The organism is Vibrio sp. 10N.286.51.E5, assembly GCF_041469125.1.
GTDB lineage: Bacteria > Pseudomonadota > Gammaproteobacteria > Enterobacterales > Vibrionaceae > Vibrio > Vibrio crassostreae_C.
In genome coordinates, this window is the sequence record NZ_JBFRJZ010000009.1 from 58,891 (window position 1) to 83,788 (window position 24,898).

At 44.5% G+C, this 24,898-nt stretch carries 22 protein-coding genes, 1 tRNA gene and 1 pseudogene; 22 read left to right on the top strand and 2 right to left on the bottom strand.

All coding sequences use genetic code 11. The features are described 5' to 3' along the window. Positions 1 to 63: 63 nt before the first annotated feature. A pseudogene (locus tag AB4161_RS02435) lies at positions 64 to 969 on the bottom strand (DUF72 domain-containing protein). A 314-nt stretch (positions 970 to 1,283) separates the two neighbouring features. Here AB4161_RS02435 and aspS point away from each other — a divergent pair. The 18 genes from aspS (at position 1,284) to AB4161_RS02525 (ending at position 19,067) form a co-directional block, all read left to right on the top strand. Then, positions 1,284 to 3,056, top strand: a complete 1,773-nt coding sequence (gene aspS / locus AB4161_RS02440; RefSeq protein ID WP_065585130.1) for an aspartate--tRNA ligase — start codon at positions 1,284 to 1,286, stop codon at positions 3,054 to 3,056. 159 nt (positions 3,057 to 3,215) lie between these two features. Next, on the top strand, positions 3,216 to 3,737 hold the full coding sequence (gene ruvC / locus AB4161_RS02445) for a crossover junction endodeoxyribonuclease RuvC (RefSeq protein ID WP_137001129.1): 522 nt from the start codon (positions 3,216 to 3,218) through the stop codon (positions 3,735 to 3,737). A 196-nt stretch (positions 3,738 to 3,933) separates the two neighbouring features. Then, positions 3,934 to 5,394, top strand: coding sequence for a methyl-accepting chemotaxis protein (locus AB4161_RS02450; protein ID WP_137001128.1), 1,461 nt, complete (start codon positions 3,934 to 3,936; stop codon positions 5,392 to 5,394). Positions 5,395 to 5,486: 92 nt separating this feature from the next. Then, positions 5,487 to 6,098, top strand: coding sequence for a Holliday junction branch migration protein RuvA (gene ruvA / locus AB4161_RS02455; RefSeq protein WP_017062079.1), 612 nt, complete (start codon positions 5,487 to 5,489; stop codon positions 6,096 to 6,098). A gap of 103 nt (positions 6,099 to 6,201) precedes the next feature. After that, entirely contained in the window at positions 6,202 to 7,218 is a 1,017-nt protein-coding gene (gene ruvB, locus AB4161_RS02460) for a Holliday junction branch migration DNA helicase RuvB (RefSeq protein WP_017062078.1), read from the top strand. A 552-nt stretch (positions 7,219 to 7,770) separates the two neighbouring features. Continuing rightward, on the top strand, positions 7,771 to 9,357 hold the full coding sequence (gene cydA, locus AB4161_RS02465) for a cytochrome ubiquinol oxidase subunit I (protein WP_017062077.1): 1,587 nt from the start codon (positions 7,771 to 7,773) through the stop codon (positions 9,355 to 9,357). A 13-nt stretch (positions 9,358 to 9,370) separates the two neighbouring features. Next, complete coding sequence (gene cydB / locus AB4161_RS02470; protein ID WP_017062076.1) at positions 9,371 to 10,507, top strand: cytochrome d ubiquinol oxidase subunit II; 1,137 nt, start codon at positions 9,371 to 9,373, stop codon at positions 10,505 to 10,507. 31 nt (positions 10,508 to 10,538) lie between these two features. Next, positions 10,539 to 10,646, top strand: a complete 108-nt coding sequence (gene cydX, locus AB4161_RS02475) for a cytochrome bd-I oxidase subunit CydX (protein WP_000270284.1) — start codon at positions 10,539 to 10,541, stop codon at positions 10,644 to 10,646. Next, positions 10,639 to 10,941, top strand: a complete 303-nt coding sequence (ybgE, locus tag AB4161_RS02480) for a cyd operon protein YbgE (RefSeq protein WP_017062075.1) — start codon at positions 10,639 to 10,641, stop codon at positions 10,939 to 10,941. Before cydX ends, ybgE begins: the two co-directional genes overlap by 8 nt. Before the next feature lie 172 nt (positions 10,942 to 11,113). Continuing rightward, entirely contained in the window at positions 11,114 to 11,551 is a 438-nt protein-coding gene (gene ybgC / locus AB4161_RS02485; RefSeq protein ID WP_017062074.1) for a tol-pal system-associated acyl-CoA thioesterase, read from the top strand. Beyond that, on the top strand, positions 11,541 to 12,224 hold the full coding sequence (tolQ, locus tag AB4161_RS02490) for a protein TolQ (RefSeq protein ID WP_017062073.1): 684 nt from the start codon (positions 11,541 to 11,543) through the stop codon (positions 12,222 to 12,224). The genes ybgC and tolQ overlap by 11 nt, the downstream gene beginning before the upstream one ends. Positions 12,225 to 12,227: 3 nt before the next feature. Beyond that, positions 12,228 to 12,671 carry a protein TolR gene (tolR, locus tag AB4161_RS02495; RefSeq protein WP_017062072.1) on the top strand — a complete coding sequence of 148 codons (444 nt, stop codon included), beginning with the start codon at positions 12,228 to 12,230 and terminating at the stop codon, positions 12,669 to 12,671. A gap of 13 nt (positions 12,672 to 12,684) precedes the next feature. Then, positions 12,685 to 13,752 carry a cell envelope integrity protein TolA gene (gene tolA / locus AB4161_RS02500; protein ID WP_137001127.1) on the top strand — a complete coding sequence of 356 codons (1,068 nt, stop codon included), beginning with the start codon at positions 12,685 to 12,687 and terminating at the stop codon, positions 13,750 to 13,752. Between the two features lie 12 nt (positions 13,753 to 13,764). Beyond that, positions 13,765 to 15,117 carry a Tol-Pal system beta propeller repeat protein TolB gene (gene tolB, locus AB4161_RS02505; RefSeq protein WP_017062070.1) on the top strand — a complete coding sequence of 451 codons (1,353 nt, stop codon included), beginning with the start codon at positions 13,765 to 13,767 and terminating at the stop codon, positions 15,115 to 15,117. 113 nt (positions 15,118 to 15,230) lie between these two features. Further along, positions 15,231 to 15,773 (top strand): peptidoglycan-associated lipoprotein Pal, encoded by a 543-nt coding sequence (gene pal, locus AB4161_RS02510; RefSeq protein WP_017062069.1) that lies wholly within the window; start codon positions 15,231 to 15,233, stop codon positions 15,771 to 15,773. A 33-nt stretch (positions 15,774 to 15,806) separates the two neighbouring features. Next, positions 15,807 to 16,589: a tol-pal system protein YbgF gene (gene ybgF, locus AB4161_RS02515; protein WP_017072257.1), complete on the top strand. Its 783-nt coding sequence runs from the start codon at positions 15,807 to 15,809 to the stop codon at positions 16,587 to 16,589. A gap of 209 nt (positions 16,590 to 16,798) precedes the next feature. Further along, positions 16,799 to 17,860, top strand: coding sequence for a quinolinate synthase NadA (gene nadA / locus AB4161_RS02520; protein WP_136973580.1), 1,062 nt, complete (start codon positions 16,799 to 16,801; stop codon positions 17,858 to 17,860). Positions 17,861 to 18,035: 175 nt separating this feature from the next. Next, a complete protein-coding gene (locus AB4161_RS02525) occupies positions 18,036 to 19,067 on the top strand; it encodes a potassium channel family protein (RefSeq protein ID WP_137001126.1) in 1,032 nt (343 codons plus the stop codon). Between the two features lie 75 nt (positions 19,068 to 19,142). Here AB4161_RS02525 and AB4161_RS02530 read toward each other — a convergent pair whose 3' ends face one another. Beyond that, positions 19,143 to 19,712, bottom strand: coding sequence for a UPF0149 family protein (locus AB4161_RS02530; RefSeq protein ID WP_017062064.1), 570 nt, complete (start codon positions 19,710 to 19,712; stop codon positions 19,143 to 19,145). A 171-nt stretch (positions 19,713 to 19,883) separates the two neighbouring features. Here AB4161_RS02530 and AB4161_RS02535 point away from each other — a divergent pair, with 171 nt between their 5' ends. The 4 genes from AB4161_RS02535 to gltS all read left to right on the top strand — a co-directional run bounded on the left by AB4161_RS02535 (position 19,884) and on the right by gltS (position 24,784). Then, positions 19,884 to 22,346 (top strand): ATP-binding protein, encoded by a 2,463-nt coding sequence (locus AB4161_RS02535; protein WP_372082710.1) that lies wholly within the window; start codon positions 19,884 to 19,886, stop codon positions 22,344 to 22,346. A 248-nt stretch (positions 22,347 to 22,594) separates the two neighbouring features. After that, the gene (locus tag AB4161_RS02540; protein WP_372082711.1) at positions 22,595 to 23,044 is read left to right on the top strand and encodes an L-alanine exporter AlaE; all 450 of its coding nucleotides are present in this window, start codon (positions 22,595 to 22,597) and stop codon (positions 23,042 to 23,044) included. Positions 23,045 to 23,224: 180 nt separating this feature from the next. Continuing rightward, positions 23,225 to 23,315, top strand: a tRNA-Ser gene (locus AB4161_RS02545). Between the two features lie 254 nt (positions 23,316 to 23,569). Further along, complete coding sequence (gene gltS / locus AB4161_RS02550; protein WP_017062061.1) at positions 23,570 to 24,784, top strand: sodium/glutamate symporter; 1,215 nt, start codon at positions 23,570 to 23,572, stop codon at positions 24,782 to 24,784. Positions 24,785 to 24,898: the final 114 nt, after the last annotated feature.

Consider the following 24,898-nt stretch of genomic DNA (forward strand, 5'->3'; position numbering starts at 1 on the left):
AAACGCCACTGTCACGAAAACTGAGATTTAGCTCAAGGTTCGAAGCTACTTACAAGTGAGAGGTTAAAACATCGAGATTTGGTGATTGCCTTTTTGAGCTGGAAACTGAGCCAGTTCGGGCAGTAATAATGATGTATTTTCAGAGACTTGCTTTTGTAGCCTCTTATAAATAGCAATCGCAAGTTCAGGTGCGTGGTTATTGTCTGGGGTGTGGATCATTAAATAGGGCTGCTTGCCTTCATTAAGCCAGTTTGGGATTTTGGCAAACCAAGGCTTAAAAAACTCAATATTAGGTTCTTGGTCTGGGTGACCAATAAATCGAATCATCGGGTTATTGGCGGTAGCAATTGCATGAACAGGAACACGCGGTTTTTTCTGATGCGCATCGATCACCGCTTCTGTGGTGGGTGGCGCAGAGAAAACGGGGCGGCTGTCCATAATGATGCGATTGATGCCTTCCTCAACCAGCCATTGGTTGAAGCGTTTTTCCGCATCGCCCTTATCAAAGAAACCTAAGTGTCGAACTTCGACGCCAAGCTACATATCTTTTGGGAATAAGGTGCAAAACTTTTGTAGGGCAGGCAGCATGCTGGGCTCAAAACTGTGCGGCAGCTGAATCGTCCATTGACCAATACGGTCATGCAGTGGCGACATCGTCATCAAGAACTCTTTGAGTTCGGCTTGGCAGTGTCTCAGTTGTTGCTGGTGGGTGATGAATTTGGGCAATTTGAAGGTGAACTTGAAATCATCGTGACTGGCGGCTTTCCAATTGTGAACGGTAGACATACTTGGCGTAGCGTAAAAGGTGGTGTTGCCCTCAACGGTATGGAAAACTTGGGTGTATTTTTCCAAGCGTTCGGCAGGCTTGGTGCCTTTACCGTAGAACTGACTTTGCCACTCAGAATGAGACCACATAGTTAATCCAAGTCTTAGAGGTAAAGTTTCTGTTGTTATTACACGATTATCCATCTATTACACCGTTATCCATCACGCCATCAGTCATTACAAAAAGTTTTTGGGTTGAAACGAAAATCTACTTTACGAGAGTTTTGCTGATTAAGGTACTTTCGAGATATAATTATCGCAATTTTTTCGGTTTTGATGAATCTTTGCGCACTTGATGGGCTAAAAAGCAGCAAAGCCAGATAAAACACAATAAATTCGAATGTGGAAGGTCGATTTTAAGCGAGTTTCCGCGTATAAATGTTCCTTTGCTCTGTTGTGTGGAATGACCACTGACAGCTTGGAAATTAGTAAATAATTAAGAGATTGGGAAATTCATTATGCGTACCCATTACTGTGGTAACCTGAACAAGTCCCTGGCGGGACAAACTGTAGAATTGTGCGGCTGGGTAAACCGTCGCCGTGATTTAGGCGGTCTTATCTTTATTGATATGCGTGATCGTGAAGGCATCGTTCAGGTTGTTGTCGATCCAGATATGAAAGATATCTTCCCGATCGCTAACCAACTGCGTAATGAATTCTGTATCAAGTTTACTGGTGAAGTACGAGTTCGTCCGGACAGCCAAGTAAATAAAGACATGGCTACTGGTGAAGTAGAACTTTACGCGACGGGTCTAGAGATCATTAACCGTTCAGAAGCGCTTCCACTAGACTTCAACCAAACGAACTCTGAAGAGCAGCGTCTTAAGTACCGTTACATCGATCTTCGTCGTCCAGAAATGAGCGACCGTATTAAGCTTCGTGCACGTGCTTCTAGCTTCGTTCGTCGTTTCCTAGATGAGAACTTATTCCTAGACATCGAAACGCCAGTACTAACGAAAGCGACACCAGAAGGTGCTCGTGACTACCTAGTACCAAGCCGTGTTCACAAAGGTAGCTTCTACGCACTTCCTCAATCTCCTCAGCTTTTCAAGCAACTGCTGATGATGTCTGGTTTTGACCGTTACTACCAAATCGTTAAATGTTTCCGTGATGAAGATTTACGTGCTGACCGTCAGCCTGAATTTACTCAAATCGATATCGAAACATCTTTCATGACTTCTCAAGAAGTACGTAACGTGACTGAGAAGCTTGTTCACGATATGTGGAAAGAACTTCTAGATGTTGAACTAGGTCAATTCCCAGTAATGCCTTTCTCTGAAGCGATTCGTCGTTTCGGTTCTGATAAGCCAGATCTACGTAACCCACTAGAGCTAGTTGACGTTGCTGACTTGGTTAAAGATGTTGAATTCAAGGTATTCTCTGGCCCAGCTAACGACGAAAAAGGTCGCGTAGCAGTTATCCGTGTTCCAGGTGGTGCTAAGCTAACTCGTAAGCAAATCGACGGCTACGCTGAACATGTAAACATCTACGGCGCGAAAGGCCTAGCTTGGATGAAGGTTAACGACCGTGCTGCAGGCATGGAAGGTATTCAATCTCCAGTTGCTAAATTCCTAAGCGAAGACGTAATCAACGGTATTCTAGATCGTACTCAAGCTGAATCTGGCGATATCATTCTGTTCGGCGCAGACAAAGCGGGCATCGTTGCTGAAGCAATGGGCGCACTTCGTCTTAAACTAGGTACGGATCTAGAGCTAACAGACACATCTGCATGGGCTCCACTGTGGGTTGTTGACTTCCCAATGTTCGAAGAAGACGGCGAAGGTAACCTACACGCAATGCACCACCCATTCACATCACCACTAGGTGTGAACGCGGAAGAGCTAAAAGCGAACCCAGCAGCAGCAAATTCTGATGCATACGACATGGTAATCAACGGCTACGAAGTAGGCGGCGGTTCTGTACGTATCCACAACGCAGAAATGCAAACAGCGGTATTTGGTATCCTAGGTATCGAAGCACAAGAGCAACAAGAGAAGTTCGGCTTCCTACTTGAAGCGCTTAAGTACGGCACGCCACCGCACGCTGGTCTAGCATTCGGTCTTGACCGTCTAGCAATGCTGCTTTGTGGTACTGAGAACATCCGTGACGTTATCGCATTTCCGAAAACAACAGCTGCAGCATGTCTACTGACAGACGCGCCAAGCCTAGCGAACCCAGCATCACTGGAAGAGCTAGCAATCGCAGTTAAACTAGCGAAGAAAGAAGACTAATCAAGCGATTAGCCTAACTTTCTACTGAAGCTTTGAGTTTTCGATAGAGCTAAATTTTGTAGTAGAACAATAAAATGCCCGTTAATTTGACGGGCATTTTTTTTTGCGTTCGATATACTAAGCTCATAAAGCATGTATAAATAATCAGTATTTGAAGTTATGTCTATTATCTTAGGGGTTGACCCTGGCTCACGCATTACCGGTTACGGTGTTATTCGTCAAAATGGCCGCCACCTATATTACTTAGGGAGTGGTTGCATTCGCACCTCAGAAAAAGAGTTGCCGGGTCGACTCAAGCAGATCTATGCAGGTGTGAGCGAAATTATTACTCAGTTCCAACCGGATGTGTTTGCGATAGAGCAGGTCTTCATGGCGAAGAATGCAGACTCAGCGCTTAAGCTTGGGCAAGCTAGGGGCAGCGCGATCGTAGCGGCTGTAAATGCGGATTTGCCTGTTCATGAATACGCGGCTCGTTTAATTAAGCAAGCGGTGACGGGTAATGGTGGTGCAGATAAGTCGATGGTTCAGAACATGGTGATGAGCATGCTTAAGTTACCCGCTAAACCACAGGCCGATGCTGCCGATGCTCTAGGCGTAGCGATCACTCACGCCAACACCAATAAAACTTTGATAGCGCTTGCGGGTAAAGCAACAGGCGCGAGAAAAGGGCGCTACCGTTAATCCCATCCCTCTATTTTCTAATAGCTTGCATTACATGAGCCTTACGCCTCGTTTGGCTCAGTTCAAAACAATACGCCCCTAAATCCTTGATGAAATGAGATCTTTCGAACACAAACCAAATAATAACATTGCGCATCATTTAACATGTCATTAACATTAATCAGAGGTCTAACAAGTTAATCAAGGATGATCACTGATGAACCCTATCAAGCTGTGGCGCGCGTTGTTTCTACCCAAAAGTAATGGGTGGAGTAACAACCAAGTCAGACAAGCCGATATCATATTACTCTTTACCTTTATCGCCTTCTTTGTGGGTGTCTACAGCTTAATTAAATGGACAAAGCACGAAGAGCAACTTCTGATCACCACATCTGTATTCCTTATCGTGTTTGAACTGATCTCCGCACTGCTGTTGCGTGTTACCAGTAAACCCAGCCTTGCACTTAGCTTTGGTTTTGTCGGGATGGCAGTACACGCGTTGAACATCATCTACCAAAGCGGTGGTGTGGTGGCGTCAACACAGGCTTATTGGGTGCCTTTGTTAGTGGTCGCTTTTTTCTTGTCGGGAACTCGAATTGTCGCCCTTGTATGGAGTGGGTTAGTGATTGGCGTTTCTTTGGTGATGACTTCAGCTCATCTTGATGGCTTTGAATTTCCGCAGTTAGTACTTACTCCGGAAGCGGTGGTGGTTGAAACATGGTCTGGTGTGATCATGCCGCTGGTGGTGATTTGCATTGCTCAAGCGTTTACCGCTAAGCAAAAAGAGGTGGCGATTGAAATGGCAGAAGATGTGATCTCGGAAAGCCAACAGATTGCCAATCAAGCGACGCAAAGTGAAGGTCGACTTTCTATTGTCCTAGACCAAGCTAACTCAAACTCTGAAAGCTTACAGGGCGTATCTGTCCATTTAGATCAGCAGTCTCAAGACCTGCATGCTCAAGTTGAAGTGTTGAACATCAATTGCGAATCTCAGGCGAGTGCAGCAGAACAGATGAGCCAACAACTGCATCAAATGACTCAAGGCATCGAAGAATCTAATTCATTTGTGGGTGAGCTAAAAGAGCGCAGCGAAGCGGTCGGAATGAAAGCGCAAAAGAGCTCAGAATCACTAGAAGCCTCAACCAGTGCAATCAGCCAGATCATTCAAAGTAATCAAGAAATCATGAAAGTCGCTGATTTGATTACCTCGGTTGCCGAGCAAACCAACCTATTAGCACTCAATGCAGCTATAGAAGCGGCTCGTGCCGGTGAGCAAGGACGAGGTTTTGCGGTAGTTGCAGACCAAGTGAGAGAGCTATCGGCGAAAAGCAGCCATTCCGCGATAGAAATTCGAACCTTATTAGACCGAAGTAAAGAAGAAGTGGAACATGGCAGAGCCATCATTGAAACTACGGCCAATGAAATGAACGGCATTATCTCTGAGGTGCAAACCATCTCGACCGATGTTAATCAGCTCACCAATATTATGGCGATGCAGATGAGCTCATTGAAAGAACTCGATCTCGCCAGTTCAGAAGTGGCGCAGAGCGTTGCAGAAACCAAATCCGTGTCAAGTTTAGTCGCTAATTATGGTTCTGAACTGACCGGGCATGTCACCTCAGTAAAAGAACTGGTCGAAAGCTTAAACAGCGTGGTTTCCCAAGCTAAGCAAGCTTAAATAAATCATCCTAATAAACACAAAGAACTGGATAAGCATCCAGTTCTTTTATATTCTGTCCCTCAAATTATATTCCATCAAGAGAGTGAATTGTGATCGGACGTCTACGCGGTACATTAATAGAAAAACAGCCACCAGAATTACTAATCGAAGTGAGTGGCGTTGGCTATGAAGTTCAAATGCCAATGAGCTGTTTTTACGAATTACCAAACGTGGGCGAAGAGGCAATCATCTACACGCACTTTGTTGTACGTGAAGATGCGCAGCTACTTTATGGTTTTAACACGGTTAAAGAGCGTGCGCTGTTCCGTGAAGTGATCAAAGCGAACGGTGTGGGCCCTAAGCTAGGCCTTGGCATTCTTTCAGGCATGACGGCTAGCCAGTTTGTTCAAAGTGTTGAACGTGAAGACATCTCGACGCTGGTTAAACTTCCGGGTGTGGGTAAGAAAACCGCTGAACGTCTGGTTGTTGAAATGAAAGACCGCCTGAAAGGGTGGGGCGCGGGTGACTTGTTTACTCCAGCGACAGATGCAGCTCCGATTGATTCTATGCCAACCGTTCACGACGCGGAAGAAGAAGCGGTAAGTGCGCTACTTGCATTAGGCTACAAGCCGACTCAAGCTTCCAAGGTGGTTTCTCAAGTGGCTAAAGATGGCATGACCAGTGAACAGTTGATTCGCGAAGCTCTGAAATCGATGGTTTAATACCCAATATACGTGTTCGACAAAATAGACTCATTCACTTTGCCTTTACACAGAGTCAAGAAGCGCAGAGTCAACAAGAGCATAGTTAGGAATAGCAGAATTTATGATTGAAGCCGATCGCCTTATTGCACCGGATAACCCAGTATTCAAAGATGAAGATGTCATTGATCGTGCAATACGCCCTAAAGCACTGGCTGACTATCAAGGTCAGGATCACGTTCGTGGCCAGATGGAGATTTTCATCAAAGCGGCACAACTGCGTAACGAGGCGCTCGACCATCTGTTGATATTTGGCCCTCCAGGCTTGGGTAAAACCACGTTGGCGAACATTGTTGCCAATGAGATGGATGTCAACATTCGTACGACTTCAGGCCCTGTTCTAGAAAAAGCAGGCGACCTAGCGGCGTTACTGACCAATCTCGAAGAAAATGATGTCCTGTTCATTGATGAGATTCACCGTTTAAGCCCTGTGGTTGAAGAGGTGTTGTACCCTGCAATGGAAGACTACCAATTAGATATCATGATTGGTGAAGGCCCAGCGGCACGCTCTATCAAGATTGACCTTCCTCCTTTTACTTTGATTGGCGCAACCACTCGTGCTGGCTCACTGACATCGCCGTTACGTGACCGTTTTGGTATTACTCAGCGTCTTGAGTACTACAAGGTTGAAGATCTACAAAACATCGTTCAGCGCAGTGCAGATTGCCTTGGTCTTTCTATGGAGTCCGAAGGGGCGCTAGAAGTTGCTCGCCGAGCTCGTGGTACGCCACGTATTGCTAACCGTCTACTGCGCCGTGTTCGTGATTATGCGGAAGTAAAAGGCGACGGGCATATTTGTCCGGAGGTTGCTGACAAAGCGCTAAACATGTTGGATGTCGATGCTAAAGGTTTCGACTACATGGATAGAAAGCTTCTGCTGGCGATTATGGAGAAGTTTGGTGGTGGTCCGGTAGGTATCGACAACATGGCTGCCGCGATTGGTGAAGAGAGAGACACTATTGAAGATGTGTTAGAACCTTACTTGATTCAACAAGGTTACCTACAAAGGACGCCAAGAGGTCGAATCGCGACCGACAGAGCGTATTTACACTTTGGAATAGATAAACCCTCCAATCGTTAAATTATTCATTTTTAAAGATCCCAGTTGCATAAGCGCTGGTTTTTTTTGCTTTTTACTGAATAACAACTCTTTGAGCGAGTCGATAAAAAGATCGAAAAGGGAGCTTCAAAAATGGAAACTTTGATTTCAGGTTTGATTTAGATAACAGGAAATGAAATAAGTTGTCATATTTTTTGTTAATACTTTATAGGTAGTTGTAATTCGGATGTTGAGGCGGTGCTGAGCATTTGTCACAGATATCATGCGCTGTTATTAAGACAAGCATAATTGGTGTGATTTTAATCATAATTGTACAAAAATAACTCTAATTTGCTCGAATAAATTTGATACAAATCAACGCAGGGTTCTCCCATAAACCTTTTGAAACATACTGATTTTACCAGTAATATTAGCGCCAGCTATATTAGCTCATGCTTAACAATAATCTAACTATAACGGTACGTTTTTGCTACAAATTTCAACTTGTAATAACAATTGCATAAATTGTTTTAACATGGATTTTTGCGGTGAATAATCACACAAGTGTCATTCAGCCGACACAAAGGAGTTACCATGATTGATGTTGTTGATCTGTCGCGATTGCAGTTTGCATTTACAGCGATGTATCACTTCCTATTTGTTCCACTGACTTTAGGTATGGCATTTCTACTTGCCATTATGGAGTCAGTTTATGTAATGACTGGCAAGCAAATTTACAAGGACATGACCAAGTTCTGGGGTAAATTGTTTGGTATTAACTTTGCTCTTGGTGTAGCGACAGGCTTAACCATGGAGTTCCAGTTTGGTACTAACTGGTCTTACTATTCTCACTATGTTGGCGACATTTTTGGTGCTCCGCTAGCTATCGAAGCGCTTGTTGCATTCTTCCTAGAGTCTACTTTTGTTGGCCTATTCTTCTTCGGTTGGGACAGACTGTCAAAGCGTCAGCACTTAGCGGTAACTTGGTTAGTAGCACTTGGCTCTAACTTCTCTGCGCTTTGGATCTTGGTAGCAAACGGCTGGATGCAAAACCCAGTGGGTGCGGAATTTAACTTTGAAACTATGCGTATGGAAATGGTGAGCTTCGCTGAAGTTGTACTAAACCCAGTAGCACAAGTTAAATTCGTACACACAGTAGCGTCTGGTTACACAACGGGTGCAATGTTCATCCTTGGTATCAGCTCATACTACATTCTTAAAGGTCGTGACCTTGCCTTTGCTCGTCGTTCTTTCGCGATTGCAGCGTCTTTCGGTATGGCGGCGATCTTGTCAGTAATCGTACTAGGTGATGAATCTGGTTACGAGCTTGGTGAAGTTCAAAAAGTGAAGCTCGCTGCTGTAGAAGCGGAATGGCACACTGAAGAAGCACCAGCAGCATTTACTGTTTTTGGTATTCCGAACCAAGAGACAATGAATACTGACTACGCAATTAAAATTCCTTACGTAATGGGTATTATCGCAACGCGTTCGCTTGATACTGAAGTAACGGGCCTACGTGACCTACGTGATGACCACGTTGATCGTATCCGTACTGGTATGTACGCGTACGAGCTGCTTGAAAAGCTACGTGCAGGCGATAAGTCTGAAGAAAACATGGCTGCGTTCGACGAAGTGAAAGGTGACCTAGGTTACGGCTTGCTTCTTAAGCGCTACACAGACGACGTTGTTGATGCAACTGAAGACCAAATCCAAATGGCTGCGGATGATTCTATCCCAACAGTTTGGCCTCTATTCTGGTCATTCCGTCTGATGGTTGCTTGTGGCTTCATCATGCTGTTTGTATTCGGTGCTGCGTTTGTTCAAACGTGTCGTCAGAAAATCGAACAGAAACCATGGGTACTTAAAGCTGCGCTATTCTCAATCCCACTTCCTTGGATTGCGATTGAAGCAGGTTGGTTCGTTGCTGAGTTTGGTCGTCAACCATGGGCGGTTGGTGAAATCCTACCGGTTAACGTTGCTGCATCAGCACTGACTATTGAACAGCTTTGGACTTCTCTATTCGCTATCCTGGCACTTTACACAGTGTTCTTGATTGCTGAAGTTTACCTAATGCTGAAATTCGCACGTAAAGGTCCAAGTAGCTTGAAGACAGGCCGTTACCACTTCGAACAAAACGATAACTCTGTTGAAGACAAAGTTAGCCGTTCAGTTGAAGTATAAGTGAGGGAATATTATGTTTGATTACGAAAGCTTACGACTTATTTGGTGGGTATTGATCGGTGTTCTACTGGTTGGTTTCGCCGTAACTGATGGCTTTGATATGGGTGTTGCCGCTCTGTCACCTGTTATCGGTAAGAGCGACACTGAACGTCGTATTATGCTAAACACGATTGCCCCTCACTGGGATGGTAACCAAGTTTGGCTTATCACTGCGGGTGGTGCATTGTTTGCTGCATGGCCACTGGTTTACGCGACGTCTTTCTCTGGTTTTTACTTCGCAATGTACGTAACGCTAGCTGCACTTTGGTTACGTCCACTTGCTCTTGACTACCGTTCAAAGATCGAAGATCCAAAATGGCGCAAAACTTGGGACTACGCACTTTGCTTTAGTGGCGCAGTACCACCAATCATTTTCGGTGTGGCATTTGGTAACCTACTACAAGGTGTTCCATTTGAACTGAACGAATTTATGATGTCTAAGTACCATGGTACGTTCTTCGCTCTGCTTAACCCATTTGCATTGCTTTGTGGTGTGTTGGCTCTGATGTTGTTCGTGATGCAAGGTGCAACATGGCTTCAAATGAAGACAACAGAAGCGCTGCACGCTCGTGCTCGTAACGTTGCTCAGATCACTGGCCTAATTGCTATTGCTCTATTCGTTATTGGTGGTTTCTGGGTTCAATCTATCGAAGGCTATGTAATTACGAGCACTATCGATACGTTTGCTGACTCAAACCCACTAAACAAAGAAGTATCACTTCAAGTGGGTGCTTGGATGACAAACTTCGAAACTTATCCAGCAATGTGGGCTGCACCGATCCTTGGTGTAGCAATGCCACTGCTTGCTGTGATTGCATCTCGCTTTGAGCGTGGTGGTTTCGCATTCTTGTTCTCAAGCCTATCGAACGCTGGTGTTATTCTAACGGCTGGTTTTGCAATGTTCCCATTCGTAATGCCATCAAGCCTGAACCCTAACCAAAGCTTGACTATGTGGGATTCAACAGCGAGTGAGCTAACGCTTGGTCTTATGACTGTCGTTGCGGCGGTAATGGTTCCTGTGATTCTTGGCTACACAACTTGGACATACTACAAAATGTTCGGTCGTCTAGATAAGAAACACATCGAAGATAACGACGTTTCAGCTTACTAAGCTAGAAGTTAAATAACTTAGGAGAAATTTTATGTGGTATTTCGCATGGATTTTGGGTGTACTTCTAGCATGTGCATTCGGCATCATCAATGCTCTATGGCTAGAGCATTCAGAAATGATGGACAAAGACAGTGAGTAATCTCGCAGAGCAAATCGCTAAGCTGCATCAACCAATGGATAAGACTCTGCTTAGAGCCTTAGCCCTAGTATTGGGTTTCATGCATGTGGGTTTAGTGATGTGGGATCCTGAAGCGTATGCGACAAGCATCGGTGGCTTTAACGCGATCATCGGACCAATGTTTATTTGGGCAGTATGCTCAAGCATGGTTTACGGTATCGGATTTAAGCCAAGAGCTTGGATGTGGCAGCTACTGTTTAGCCCATATGTTTCACTCACAATTTTGCTCTACCTAACGGTGCTGCGCCTTCTATAAAAGGCAAAGGATTTAGGTTCATAACAACGTGAGCCTTTATACTTGTTGGGTTTTTAGCCAAAAAGAGGTCATCTTATACAGATGGCCTTTTTTTTCGTCTCTCAAATCAAAAAATTCACAGCGATATACTATTAATGATAAGGAGTTAGGTTATAGTGAGATCTTTATCGTTTTGGATTGTGGTAGCAAATTGCAGGGATTATCTAAGCTATTTACGTGGCCAGTGACTGTGTATTACGAAGACACCGATGCGGGTGGCGTTGTATACCATTCAAACTATCTTAAGTTTTTCGAACGCGCTCGAACTGAGATGTTGCGCTCAATTGGCGTTTCTCAGCAAGTATTGTTAGAACAAAACATCGGTTTTGTAGTCCGACATATGGACATTGATTTTATTCAAGGCGCGCGTCTTGATGATTCTTTACAAGTCATTACAAATATTTACGAGTTGAAGCGAGCTACCTTGGTCTTCTGTCAAGAGATCGTAAATCCTGATGGCAAGGCATTGTGTAAAGCAATGGTTAAGGTAGCATGTATCGATAATCAAAAAATGAAACCCAAAGCAATGCCAACATTTATTCTCACGGAGCTAACGAATAGTGACTGCTGAAATCTCAATCTTAGGCCTAATTTTAGAAGCTAGTTTACTAGTTAAGATGGTCATGCTGACTCTTATGGGCATGTCTGTTGTTTCTTGGGCGATGATCATAAAAAGAAGTAAAGTGTTATCTCAAGCTTCTAAACAAACAGAAGTGTTTGAAGACAAATTTTGGTCAGGCGTTGATCTTGCAAAACTGTACCAAGAGAGCAACAAACGCAAAGACGAGCTTTCTGGTACTGAAGAAATTTTCTACGCAGGCTTTACTGAGTTCGCTCGCCTTCGTAAATCGAATGCAACATCACCTGACTTCATTATGGAAGGCACTGGCCGTGCGATGCGCGTTGCCGTTGCTCGTGAGGTTGATGAACTAGAAACTAACTTACCTTTCTTGGCGACCGTTGGCTCTATCAGCCCATACATCGGCCTATTTGGTACGGTTTGGGGCATCATGCACTCATTCATCGCATTAGGTGAAGTGAAGCAAGCGACGCTCGCAATGGTTGCTCCTGGTATTGCAGAAGCACTGATCGCAACAGCAATGGGTCTATTCGCTGCGATTCCAGCGGTAATGGCGTACAACCGCTTCAGCAGCCGAGTAGGCAAGCTAGAACACAACTACGCGACTTTCTCTGAAGAGTTTCACAGTATTCTTCACCGTCAAGCGATGGCTGGCAGGGAATAATAGATGGCTGGATACCAACCTAAAAAACGCAAAATGACAGCAGAGATTAACGTTGTACCTTACATCGACGTTATGCTTGTTTTGCTGATCATTTTTATGGTGACTTCGCCGTTTGTTACTCAAGGCGTTGACGTTGAATTGCCTCAGGCTTCAACGGCTAAATCGGCACAAGACCTACTGGGTGACGACAATGCAAGTTTCATCATCGTTGAAGTGAACAAAGACGGTGAACTTGGCTTGAGCGTTAATGACGAAGAAGTACAGCGTGGCTTATCAATGGAAGATATTATCGTCCGTGTGAAAGCCGAGTTGTCTCTGAAGCCAAACTCTCCAGTGGCGGTTGGTGGTGATGCCGCAACGCCATACGCTGAAGTGGTTTTATTACTTGATGAATTAAGCCGTGCAGGTGTGCCAAAGGTTGGCCTTTTAACGGATATAAGGGAATAGCTCCGTAGCATTCATGAAAGCGAATAATAAAAAATCCAATAATTTCAGATCACCGCTTCTTATTTCTCTTGGGCTGCACGTCATTTTATTCGTTGCGCTCATTTGGGGGGCGGATTTCACGATGTCAGAGCCAAAGCCTACAGGGCAGATGGTTCAAGCAGTGGTGATTGATCCTCAGTTGGTTCGCCAGCAAGCTCAACAGATTCGTCAACAAAGAGAAGCGGCAAGCAAGAAAGAGCAAGAGCGTCTTGACAAACTAAGACGTGAAAGCGAACGACTTGAAAAGAATCGTAAAGCTGAAGAAGAAAATATTCGCAAGCTAAAAGAACAGCAAGCGAAAGAAGCTAAAGCAACTCGTGAAGCTGAAAAGCGTCGAGTTGAGAAAGAGAAACAACGCAAAGCTGAAGAAGCGCGTTTACAGCAAGAGCAAAAGAAAGCCGCTAAAGCCGAAGCTGACCGTAAGCTAAAAGAAGCTGCGTTAGTGAAAGCCGAGAACGAGCGTAAAGCCAAAGAAGCGGCAATCGCAAAAGCTGAACAAGAACGCGTGGCAAAAGAAAAAGCAGCGAAAGAGGCAGCAGACAAAGCTCGTAAAGAGAAAGAAGCCGCTGAACTCGCGGAAAAGCAACGCATAGCGAAAGAGAAAGAAGCGGCAGCCGCAGCAGAGAAAGCCCGTAAGGCAAAAGAAGCTGCAGCAAAAGCAGAAAAAGAGCGTAAACAACAAGAAGCCGCATTGAACGATATCTTTGCTGGGCTTGAAACGGAAGCGACTCAAAACTCTTCAGCAAGACAACAATTTATCACTGATGAAGCGCAACGTTACGGGGCTATCTATACCCAACTGATTCAACAGAACCTGTTGTTAGAAGACAGCTATCTAGGACGCTCATGTCGAGTGAACCTTAAGCTGATTCCAACGGGCTCTAACGCGATATTGGGTAGTTTGAGTATCTTAGATGGCGATAGCCGTTTATGTGCAGCAACCAAGCGTGCGGTGGCACAAGTACAATCTTACCCGTTGCCTAAAGACCCAGACATTGTGAACTCACTGAAAGACATTAACTTAACTGTATCACCAGAGTAAAAGGACGAACTTGTGTTAAAGAAACTATTACTGAGTTTTGTTTTCTTAATAGCTACAAGCAGCCAGTTTGCACATGCAGCGCTGGAGCTGGTTATTACAGACGGTATTAACTCTGCAAGACCTATCGCTATTGTACCTTTCCGTTGGGAAGGCTCAGAGCCATTGCCACACGATGTATCAGCGGTTATCGCTTCTGACTTACAGCGCAGTGGTAAATTCAGCCCAGTTGCGACAAGCAAAATGCCTCAAACGCCTTACAGCGAAACTGAGGTTAACTTTGATGCTTGGACTAACCTAGGTGTTGACTCATTGCTTACCGGTAGTATCACTAAAAATGCCGAAGGGCAGTATGTGGTGAATTACCAATTGATCGACATTGTTCGTGGTCAACTGACCAAAGGACAAAGTCGTGCGCTGAGTGATGAAGGCCAATTAGTGCTTTCTAAAGATCACGTTCTATTCAATAAGAAGGCTACGGTTCCTGGTAATCGCTTGAGAGAGTACGCACACCGTATCTCAGACCTAGTGTATGAAGAGCTAACTGGTGAGAAAGGCGCGTTCTTAACTCGTATCTCTTACGTGGTAGTGAACGATAAAGACAAGTACCCGTATCAACTTCGTGTTGCTGACTACGATGGCTTTAACGAGCGTTTAGTACTTCGTTCTAAGCAGCCTCTCATGTCTCCAGCATGGTCACCAGACGGCAAAAAGCTAGCTTATGTGAGCTTCCAGAATGGCCAAGCTGAAATATTCATCATGAATATTTACACGGGTGAACGTGAGAAAGTGACGTCATACCCTCGTCACAATGGTGCGCCAAGATTCTCGCCAGATGGTAAAACATTGGCATTGGTATTGTCGAAAACGGGCAGCCTTCAGGTGTACACACTTGACCTTGCTAGCCGTAAGCTGACTCAAATTACCCGCGGCCGTTCGAATAATACTGAACCATTCTGGCACCCAGATGGCAAGTCTCTTATTTTCACATCGGATCGTGGTGGCAAACCACAGATTTATAATGTAAATTTGTCCAATAATTCGACTTCTCGTATTACTTGGCAAGGTAGCCAAAACTTAGGTGGCCAGATCACTCCCGATGGTCGATTCATGATCATGGTGAATCGCAGCAACTCAGGTTTTAACTTGGCTAAGCAAGATTTGGAAACCGGTGCGGTTCAGGTACTAACAAAAACATTGTTAGATGAGTCTCCAAGTATTGCACCGAATGGAGGTATGGTTATCTATAGCTCTATTTACAACAAAACAAATGTACTATCGATGGTTTCTATCGATGGACGTTTTAAAGCTAGATTACCGGCAACTAACGGACGCGTAAGAGCGCCTGCATGGTCACCGTTCCTCTAGGGAAAATTACATATTCTTTTAGCTATTGATAGTGTTAACTATTGTGGCATTTAACTATCTATAGCACTCTTAGTCGCTGTAGAAACTAAGTTTGATAACGTAAGGAAAAAAAGATGCAACTTAACAAAGTTCTTAAAGGCTTGATGATTGCACTACCAGTGATGGCAGTAACGGCATGTAGCTCAACTGATGAAGCAACATCTGCAACATCTGGTACTGAAAGCAACCAAACAACTTCAGGTTCAGAAGGCAATGTAGACACAACTGTTGTAACGCCAATTGACGCTAACGGTCAACTGTCTGAGCAAGAGCTTAAAGAGCAAGCGCTACGTGAAACTCAAACAATCTACTTCGCATTCGATAACTCTACTATCGCTGGCGATTACGAAGAAATGCTAGCAGCTCACGCAGCATACCTAGTTAAGAACGTTGACATGAACGTTACTATCGAAGGTCACGCTGATGAGCGCGGTACTCCTGAGTACAACATCGCACTTGGCGAGCGTCGTGCACAAGCTGTAGCGAAATACCTACAAGCTCTAGGTGTTCAAGCTGACCAAATCTCTATCGTAAGCTACGGTGAAGAGAAGCCACTTCTTCTAGGTCAATCTGAAGATGTGTACGCTAAAAACCGTCGCGCAGTACTAGTTTACTAATTTTAGTAGACTATATAATTGAGGAATTGCCTCATGTTCAGTAACACAAAGCGAGTCATTTTGCTTTCGTTACTGGCAAGTGCAGCGAACACCGCGTTTGCTGCACCAGCTCCAGTATCCGATCTCAATAGCACCGCAACCAATTCATCATCTTCCTCTCGATCAGCATCTAACGAATCAGATATTGAGCGTTTAGAGCGCCTGCTTCAAAATCGCAATCTCGTTCAGCTTCAAATGCAACAGCAAATCGACGACATGGCACTGGAGATCAGTGAACTTCGTGGTGAGCTGGAACGAAACAGCTACGATATGAAGCAAATGCTAGAGCGTCAGCGTGAACTGTTCATTGAACTGGATCGCGTAAGAGGCGAGGTGAAAGCAGCAGGAACAGCAACGGTAGCAGTGGCGGCGAGCGAAGGCTCTAAAGACGCTTCTGGTACGTTCAGTACTGATGTGGATGAGCAAACTGCTTATCAAAATGCTGTAGATATGATTCTAAAGCAACGAGACTACACGGGTGCTATCGCTGCATTCCAAAAGTTTCAAAAAGACTTCCCAGATTCTACCTTCACACCTAACTCACATTACTGGTTAGGTCAGCTTTATTTCGCTAAGAAGCAAGATAAAGAAGCCGTGAAGAGCTTCGCTGCTGTTGTGTCGTACAAAGACTCAAACAAGCGAGCAGATGCACTGGTTAAGCTTGGTGACATAGCAGCGCGCAACAACAACGCGACGCAAGCTAAGAAATATTACCAACAAGTCGTAACCGAGCACCCAAACAGTGCTTCGGCTAAAGTGGCCAAAACCCACTTATAACCAAAATAGGGGTGCTTAGGCGCCTCTTTTTTATACTTGTTCACTTCCGTTTAGTGTTTACTTCTCTTGCTAGTGATGACAACACATCGCCTTGTTTATGCGTTTTAAGCATTAGCTAGTCACCGCTTGCAACCAATCCTTTTTGATCCCAATCGCTGTCCTGTGTAGAATACTCGGATTCTCGGAAGAAGTTGCGTAGAGCAAGAGCAATGAGTCATATACTAGATAAAATCGATACAGTTTACCCGTTTCCGCCTAAGCCAGTTCCATTGAGCGACGCTCAGAAACAGGCCCACATCGCAAACATCAAAAAACTACTTCAAGAAAAAGATGCAGTTCTAATTGCACACTACTACACCGATCCTGAAATTCAGGCTCTGGCAGAAGAAACTGGTGGTTTCGTTGGCGATTCATTAGAGATGGCTAAGTTCGGTAACCGTCACTCAGCAAGCACTTTGATCATCGCTGGTGTTCGTTTCATGGGTGAGTCTGCAAAGATTCTTACTCCTGAAAAACGCATTTTAATGCCAACACTTGAAGCTGAATGTTCGCTTGATCTTGGCTGCCCAGCTGACAAATTTACAGAATTTTGTGATGCTCACCCTGACCACACTGTGGTTGTATACGCGAACACCTCTGCAGCTGTTAAAGCTCGTGCAGACTGGGTAGTTACGTCGAGCATCGCTTTAGAAATCGTTGAAAGCCTAGACGCTGAAGGCAAACCCATTATTTGGGGGCCAGACCGTCACCTAGGTTCTTACATCGCAAATCAAACTGGCGCTGACATGTTGCTTTGGCAAGGTGAGTGTATCGTTCATGATGAGTTCTCAGCTGATGCTTTGAAGAAAATGAAATCGGTATACCCAGAAGCGGCTATCTTGGTTCACCCAGAATCACCAGCAAGCGTGGTTGAACTGGCTGATGCTGTAGGCTCAACAAGCCAACTGATCAAGAAAGCAAAAGAGCTGCCTCATCCACAGATGATTGTTGCGACAGACAAAGGCATCTTCTTCAAGATGCAGCAATTGGTTCCTGAAAAAGAGCTGATTGAAGCGCCGACAGCGGGTGTTGGTGCAACGTGTCGTAGCTGCGCACACTGTCCTTGGATGGCAATGAACGGCCTTGAAGCGATTGAAAACGCGCTTGAGAATGGTGGTGAGCAACACGAAATCTTCGTTTCTGACGAATTACGCGTGAAGTCTCTTATTCCATTGAACCGCATGCTAGATTTTGCAGAGCAGTTAAATGTGCAGGTAAAAGGTAACGCGTAAGTCGTTCTTTTATCTAACCAATAAAAAAACCAGCCAATAGTGCTGGTTTTTTTGTATCTGCGTATAGGCCGCCAATATCAATCTTGTGGTCATGTATCTTTTTCTGATGATACATCTTGTTGATATCGCGTATTTTTTCTAGCATGTAAGTAAGAGGAAAAGATTAGAGGCTCGAATGATAATCTGGTTACAACTCAAACGCTGGATCAAAGCAAACATCTTTGTTTTGAATGGCAAAAACTTACTGTTCACTTTTCTTGGCTACATCGCTTTATCGTGGTCGATGCTGTATTTGGCGGGTGAAACAGATTTAACCAGTTCGGTTACCGTATTCGCTTACTACTTGGTGGTGACGGCTTCTACGGTTGGTTATGGTGATTTATCACCGACCACGGTAGCGGGGCAGTGGATCGTTATTCTATTTGTGATTCCAGGCGGGTTGAGCCTTTTTGCCGCGTTGCTCGGTAAAGTGGCGACAGAAGGTGTTGAATATTGGCGAGCGGGCTTGCTAGGAAAAAGGAGAGTTAGAGTGGACAACCACATTTTGATGTTGGGGTGGAATGAGCAAAGAACCATTCATCTCATCCGCATGCTACAACACGAAGAAACGGGTAAACGACCAATCGTGCTATGTACGCGTTCAGATATCGAGAACCCGTTACCCGGTGAAATCAATTTCGTCAAAGTAAACAGCTACACCGATGGCAAAGAGATGGAGAAAACGGGCATTGAGTCTGCAAGTTGCATCCTGATTGATAACCCAGAAGACGACATTACGTTATCTGCGGCGCTTTACTGTGCCAATCGAAACCCTAAAGCGCACCTTCTTGTTTACTTTAAAGATGAAGCGCTGAGCGATTTGTTACACAAGCATTGCCCTAACTCAGAATGTATTCCAGCGGTGGGTGCTGAGATGCTAGCAAAGGCTGCGGTAGACCCAGGTTCCAGTGCGCTTCACCAAGAATTATTGAGCTCAACAAGAGGCATGACACAGTATTCAACGTATTTCCCTGAAGACGCTGAGTCTGTCACCGTCGCGCCTATTTTCTCAGTGTTTAAAGAGAAGTATCAAGCAACTCTGATCGCCATTGATACGGGGATCGGTATTGAACTCAACCCAGAGTTAGATCAAGTGGTCAGCAGTGGCACTAAGCTGTTTTATATTGCTGATGAGCGAATTGATGACTTCGATTGGAAAGGCTTCTAAAGCGACTATTTTATTTCGTCTGAAAACTAAAAAAGGCCTCATAATGAGGCCTTTTGGCTTGTATAAAGCTAACTGTTATTGAGCTTCAGCCAGTGCAATGCCACGCTGCGTTAGTCCGCAAAGCATCACAGGAACAGCGTTAAAGATCTCTTCGAACTGCTCTAGGCCTTCGATGCCTTGCTCTGCAAGCGTAGCAATTGACGTTTCTGGATCGTAAAGCATGCTCAGTGACAGCAGGACACCGCCAACGAGTGCGTTATCTTCGCTCTCTTCAGGCATTAGTGTTTCCCAATCGTCGCGAGCAATCTGCCAGCCTTGAAGCAAGCCTTCACAAAAATCACGAGCGGCAGTGTTCACCACTTCTTCGTCGTCTAATTGACAAGCTTCAGGCCAAACCCAAGTCCCTTCAATCAGTTCTGGGCGGGTTTTATTCCAAAGCTCGATGATAACTTCAATGTAGCTTTCTAGCTGTTCACCATCCGTAAAAGGTGCGACTTCTTCGCCACCCCATAAGAACGGTAGCCACTCATGCGGGGTTAACACATTCGGTGCCGCTGCCATTGCAGTGACAAAGCCCATTGTTTTGTGTTCTGTGATTAGCTTTCCTTCCAACTCTGGAAGCGCAAGAATATCTTGTAAAGTCAAAGTGAGGTACCGTAAAAGGGAACATATTTGCGCTTATAGTACCAATGAACTTGTGCCAATCAAGCTTCAATCTAAAAAGGCTTGATGTCATGGATGATAAACACTAGGTTTAACAGAAAAGAAAACAATAAAAGAATTATGCAGATACGGTCGTCTTTAAAGAAAAAAAGCATGGTAGCGCTTGGATTATACCTTGCGATGTTTATTGCCATTGTCGGTAGTGTGACGTATTACGTCGTAGAATCCCCTGTGCGCGCCAAATTACAACAAAACCTCGACTTGCGTACGCAACTGTTATCCGCATTGATTACAGAGCCACTCAGTAGTTCTCGAGGCTTCGTAGACAGTCTCGTTGGGTTTGCTCAAGCGCATCGTAACGGTGATGATGTTATTCCGCTCTTTAAGTCCATGTTGGCGGCGAGCGACGATACGATTGTCAGTGCCGGTATTTGGCCCGAACCTTATGCGCTTGATTCTAAAAAGCTTCTCAACAGTTACTTTTTTAATAAAGCCGACGATGGAATAATCGACCAGATATATTCTTACAATAACCCCCAAAATGCCCCTTATCAAGAAGAGTATTGGTACACCTCTGTCGTCAACCAAAAACAAGGCACGATCTCTTGGAGCGATGTGTATATCGATCCATACACACACGTTCGAATGATTACGGCGTCTTCCCCTTATTATTACGACGGTACTTTTGCCGGTGTTGCCACGGTGGATCTCTCGCTCGAAGAGCTGCTTGGTTTTATCAAGAACCACGCAGAAGAATACAACCTTGGCATTACGCTCAGAGATAAGCTTAACCAAGTGTTGGTTTCGCATAACTTTAATCTCGTTGAAGGCATTTACATCAGTAGCAATCAATTTGGTGATTTCGGCTGGCAAGTGGATGTGGTGAACTCCAAATCACGAGTAGAAGACGAAGTGTTTCGTCAGGTGATGAGCATTGAAGGCGGTATTGTTCCGCTATTGCTACTTTGTGTCATGGCGGGGTATTACTTATTGAACCGTTATTTGATTAGTCCAATCACAAAGATTGCAGCACAGGTTGATAGTTCGAAAGCCGGCGAAATCATTGATGTGGATTACTCGAGTGATGACGAAATCGGCCATTTGATTAAAACCTTCAACGAAAAGACCATTTATCTCGAAGCGGAAAAGGTTAAAGCTCAGGCATCCACCAATGCAAAAACCGCTTTCCTTGCGACCTTGTCACATGAAATTCGCACTCCGATGAATGGGGTATTGGGTACCGCTCAAATCCTATTAAAAACGCCTCTAAATTCTGAACAAGAGAAGCATCTTAAGAGCTTGTATGAGTCCGGCGATCATATGATGACTCTACTCAACGAGATCTTAGACTTCTCGAAGATCGAGCAGGGCAGGTTGGATCTTGATGAAACGCGTTTCCCGCTTGATTCGATCATCGGCAGTATTAACAGTGTTTACTACACATTGTCTTCCGAGAAAGGGCTTCAATTCAAAGTGTACTCTGAGGTGACTTCGGGTCGTTGGTACTTCTCAGATAAAGCTCGCCTTCGCCAAATTTTGTTTAATCTATTGAACAACGCGGTGAAGTTCACCTCCAGAGGCTTTGTTGAGGTGTACCTGAAAGAAGTTGTAGAGGGGAGTGACACCTATCTGAGCATTCGAGTTCGTGATACCGGAATTGGTATTTCTAAAGAAGCTCAGAAGCGTATTTTTAAACCGTTTGAACAAGCGGAGTCTTCGACCACAAGGCGTTTTGGCGGTACTGGCCTTGGCCTCGCGATTGTGAAGAAAATTGCCCAGTTGATGGATGGCAGTATTACCGTCACCAGTGAAGAAGGGATAGGCACGAGTTTTGATGTTCGCTTGAAGATTCAGCCATGTCAGCCAGGAGAAATCGAGAGTTTGCCACATAAGAAGTTGGACTACTCTGGCTTAAAGGTACTGATCGTCGAGGACAACCGAACTAACACGGTGATCATTGAAGCCTTCATGAGCAGTAAAGGCTTTACCTGTAAGAGCGTCGAAAACGGTGAACTTGCGATACAAGCCGTGGTTGCTGAGCGCTTTGATTTGGTGCTCATGGATAACCATATGCCTGTGATGGATGGCGTTGAATCAACCACTGCTATTCGTGCTTTGATAGGCGATGTGTCATCGGTATTGGTGTTTGGTTGTACGGCTGATGTCTTTAAAGAGACTCGTGAGCGTATGTTGGGGGCAGGTGTGGATTATATTATTGCTAAGCCGATTGACGAGCGTGAACTGGATGATGCCTTGTTCCGCTATTCAAATAAGCTTTATCAATACCATGAAGTAAAAGCGGATGAGCTCGAAAGCCAAGACGTAAAACCACACGATTCGAAAAGTAAAAGCGAGTCACTGCCTAAACCTGATCTTCGCAACAAAGATAACACTGAAGAGCTGTTAGTGACGTTGTATGTGGCGCTAGAAGACAACAACCTAGAACTGATTCAATTTGCACTAGAGAGCCTACGTGTCCACGTTGAAGCTATGAACAACGCGGAACTTACTGAACAAGTCGATAAAGCGTTAGAGCAGGTTGCTTTAGGATCACCACCTACACAAGATGTCATTAATGTCATTAATATCATTACTGTAAATCTACCTATGGCTTAAATGTTGTTTAATTACGGTAAGTAAATGACGAACTGTCCAATATTTGACCTTGGTTGAATTTTTTGGTGAAAGTGACTGCTTTTAAAGTGGTTTTTGGTTGTTAATTTACAACTTGATTTTTAATTTGGAGTGTATGACTACTAATCTTGTGATTTAATAGCGACATTATCTGGTGAGGTGCAAATGTGCCTTGTTTATATGTTACTAAATCACTAATTAAGCAGTGATATATTTTAGGTTTGTCGTCAATGAAGTCTCGTGGTCCATTTTGTATTCGAAACGCAGTTGCGGATACATTTGCTATGGTCGTTTTCTGTTTTATTTCTGGCATGATCGTAGAAGTGTTTATTTCTGGTATGACGTTTGAGCAATCTCTTGCTTCTCGAACGTTATCTATTCCTGTAAACATTGCTATCGCTTGGCCTTATGGCGTTTTTCGTGATTGGTTCTTACGCAATGGTGCAAAACTTTCAGAAAGCTCATTGATGAAAAACTTGTCTGATTTGATGGCATACGTGTTATTCCAGTCTCCAGTGTATGCGGGTATTTTGTTGGCAGTGGGTGCTTCAGGCGACCAGATCGTTACGGCTGTCACCAGTAATGCAGTTATCTCGTGCGGTATGGGCGTACTTTACGGCTACTTCCTCGATATGTGTCGTAAATGGTTTCGAGTTCCTGGCTACTATCAACAAGCTTAAGAAAAGCAACAAGCGTAAGTGCAGCGAAAGAATGAAATTTGGTTTGTTTTTGATCTAATGAGTTAATTTGTAATCGAACAAACCGAAAAAGGCACTTTTTTTGAGAATGCCCCTTGACCAAAGCAAGCAGAATCAATAAAGTAGCGCCTCGTTGAGTGACATGCTCAACACACAATTTGTGGAAGGATGGCTGAGTGGCTTAAGGCGCTCGCCTGGAAAGCGAGTATACGTTTATAGCGTATCTGGGGTTCAAATCCCCATCCTTCCACCACTATTCAAAACCCTAGCAGAAATGCTGGGGTTTTCTCGTTTTAGAGCCTCTATATCCCACCTCATCTGTATACCTCCTTAATATCCGTTCCTTTAATCATTGCTTTATAGTTATAATCTCTATTAATACCGTCGCAGAATTAACCATATTAGGTGTTTTTATCATAGATAATCGCTTGATTTTTTGGCGTGAACCTAGATTATTAATAGTACGCAATATTATGAATAATCTAACTATTAGGAATCCATAACCTCATGACAGAAACCCTAGTTTCTCCAATGCTCTCTTTTACGATCGCGATTTCATTACTGTTTATCGGTAAAGGTTTGATCGAGCGATCTGAAGTATTAAGAAAGTATTCACTGCCAGAGCCTGTGATTGGTGGCTTTGTCTGCGCAGCGACCGTAGCGGCGCTTTACTATATTTTTGAAATCCAAATCACTTTTAGCCTAGATGTCAGAGACTTTTTGCTTCTCTACTTTTTTGCTGGCATCGGGCTCCAAGCGGATATTAAAACACTGATTAAAGGCGGGCGACCGTTGTTCATCCTACTGTGTCTTGCTGCCATTTTTATCGTGTTGCAAAACGTAGTCGGAATGGCAGTCGCTTCTGGCTTTGGAATGGATGCGAAAGCAGGCTTGCTATCTGGGTCTGTTAGCTTGATAGGCGGCGTAGGCACAACGTTAGCTTGGGCGCCAATGTTTGTGGAAGAGTTTGGTATTGCTAACGCGCTCGAACTTGGTGTCGCTTCAAACACGGTTGGTTTAATTGCAGCGTGTGTGATTGGTGGTCCGATTGCCAACTACCTGCTCAATAAACACAAAGTAAGCCCTTCTAATGAAGAAGAGGTTACGGTTGGTGCATTCCAAGAGAGTGAAACAAAAACAGAGCTTAGCCACTACGGCGTTCTGTGGGCGTGGTTGATTCTTAACTTAACACTAATGCTGGGTTACAGCTTGAGTGAAGTTATCGACTCGATGGGCCTAAAACTGCCGTTATTCGTTAGCTGTTTGATCGCAGGTATCCTAATCGGAAACGTTGGTCGCGCACTGTTTAAGAAACGTCGTACACAAGAGAAAATCGCTCAAGGCCGCAAAGGCTTAGCGATGATCTCTGATATTTGTTTAGGCATGTTCTTGACCATGGCATTGATGGGGTTGCGTATCTGGGATCTCGATGGACTGTTTGGCTATATCTCTGTTGTCATGAGTATCCAGATCTTGCTTTCCCTGTTGTTTACTGTGTTTGTCGTTTATTACTTGATGGGAAGAAACTACGATTCTGTGGTGATATGTTCAGGCTTCGGTGGTATCACTCTAGGCTCGACCGCAACAGCAATTGTGAACATGACCGCAGTAACTCACCGCTATGGCGCAAGCCCACAAGCGTTCATTGTGGTGCCATTAGTGTGTGGTTTCTTTGTTGATTTGATCAACGCATTGGTGATCAGTTTCTTTGTTGGTCTGTAGTGAAGTGACCGGTTATTGACTGCTTGAGGTTTACATCGGGATAATGACCACAAAGGCGATGACGAAAGTTGTCGCCTTTGTGTTATCTACAGCAAAAAATACACGTATATCAAC

Excerpts from the sequence above, each read along its gene's own strand:
- AB4161_RS02540 (WP_372082711.1), top strand. The coding sequence starts at position 22,595 with ATGAAGTCTCGTGGTCCATTTTGTATTCGAAACGCAGTTGCGGATACA.
- ruvC (WP_137001129.1), top strand. The coding sequence starts at position 3,216 with ATGTCTATTATCTTAGGGGTTGACCCTGGCTCACGCATTACCGGTTAC.
- nadA (WP_136973580.1), top strand. The coding sequence starts at position 16,799 with ATGAGTCATATACTAGATAAAATCGATACAGTTTACCCGTTTCCGCCT.
- ruvB (WP_017062078.1), top strand. The coding sequence starts at position 6,202 with ATGATTGAAGCCGATCGCCTTATTGCACCGGATAACCCAGTATTCAAA.
- ybgF (WP_017072257.1), top strand. The coding sequence starts at position 15,807 with ATGTTCAGTAACACAAAGCGAGTCATTTTGCTTTCGTTACTGGCAAGT.
- tolR (WP_017062072.1), top strand. The coding sequence starts at position 12,228 with ATGGCTGGATACCAACCTAAAAAACGCAAAATGACAGCAGAGATTAAC.
- AB4161_RS02535 (WP_372082710.1), top strand. The coding sequence starts at position 19,884 with ATGGTAGCGCTTGGATTATACCTTGCGATGTTTATTGCCATTGTCGGT.
- AB4161_RS02525 (WP_137001126.1), top strand. The coding sequence starts at position 18,036 with ATGATAATCTGGTTACAACTCAAACGCTGGATCAAAGCAAACATCTTT.
- pal (WP_017062069.1), top strand. The coding sequence starts at position 15,231 with ATGCAACTTAACAAAGTTCTTAAAGGCTTGATGATTGCACTACCAGTG.
- cydB (WP_017062076.1), top strand. The coding sequence starts at position 9,371 with ATGTTTGATTACGAAAGCTTACGACTTATTTGGTGGGTATTGATCGGT.
- gltS (WP_017062061.1), top strand. The coding sequence starts at position 23,570 with ATGACAGAAACCCTAGTTTCTCCAATGCTCTCTTTTACGATCGCGATT.
- aspS (WP_065585130.1), top strand. The coding sequence starts at position 1,284 with ATGCGTACCCATTACTGTGGTAACCTGAACAAGTCCCTGGCGGGACAA.
- cydX (WP_000270284.1), top strand. The coding sequence starts at position 10,539 with ATGTGGTATTTCGCATGGATTTTGGGTGTACTTCTAGCATGTGCATTC.
- cydA (WP_017062077.1), top strand. The coding sequence starts at position 7,771 with ATGATTGATGTTGTTGATCTGTCGCGATTGCAGTTTGCATTTACAGCG.
- AB4161_RS02450 (WP_137001128.1), top strand. The coding sequence starts at position 3,934 with ATGAACCCTATCAAGCTGTGGCGCGCGTTGTTTCTACCCAAAAGTAAT.
- tolA (WP_137001127.1), top strand. The coding sequence starts at position 12,685 with ATGAAAGCGAATAATAAAAAATCCAATAATTTCAGATCACCGCTTCTT.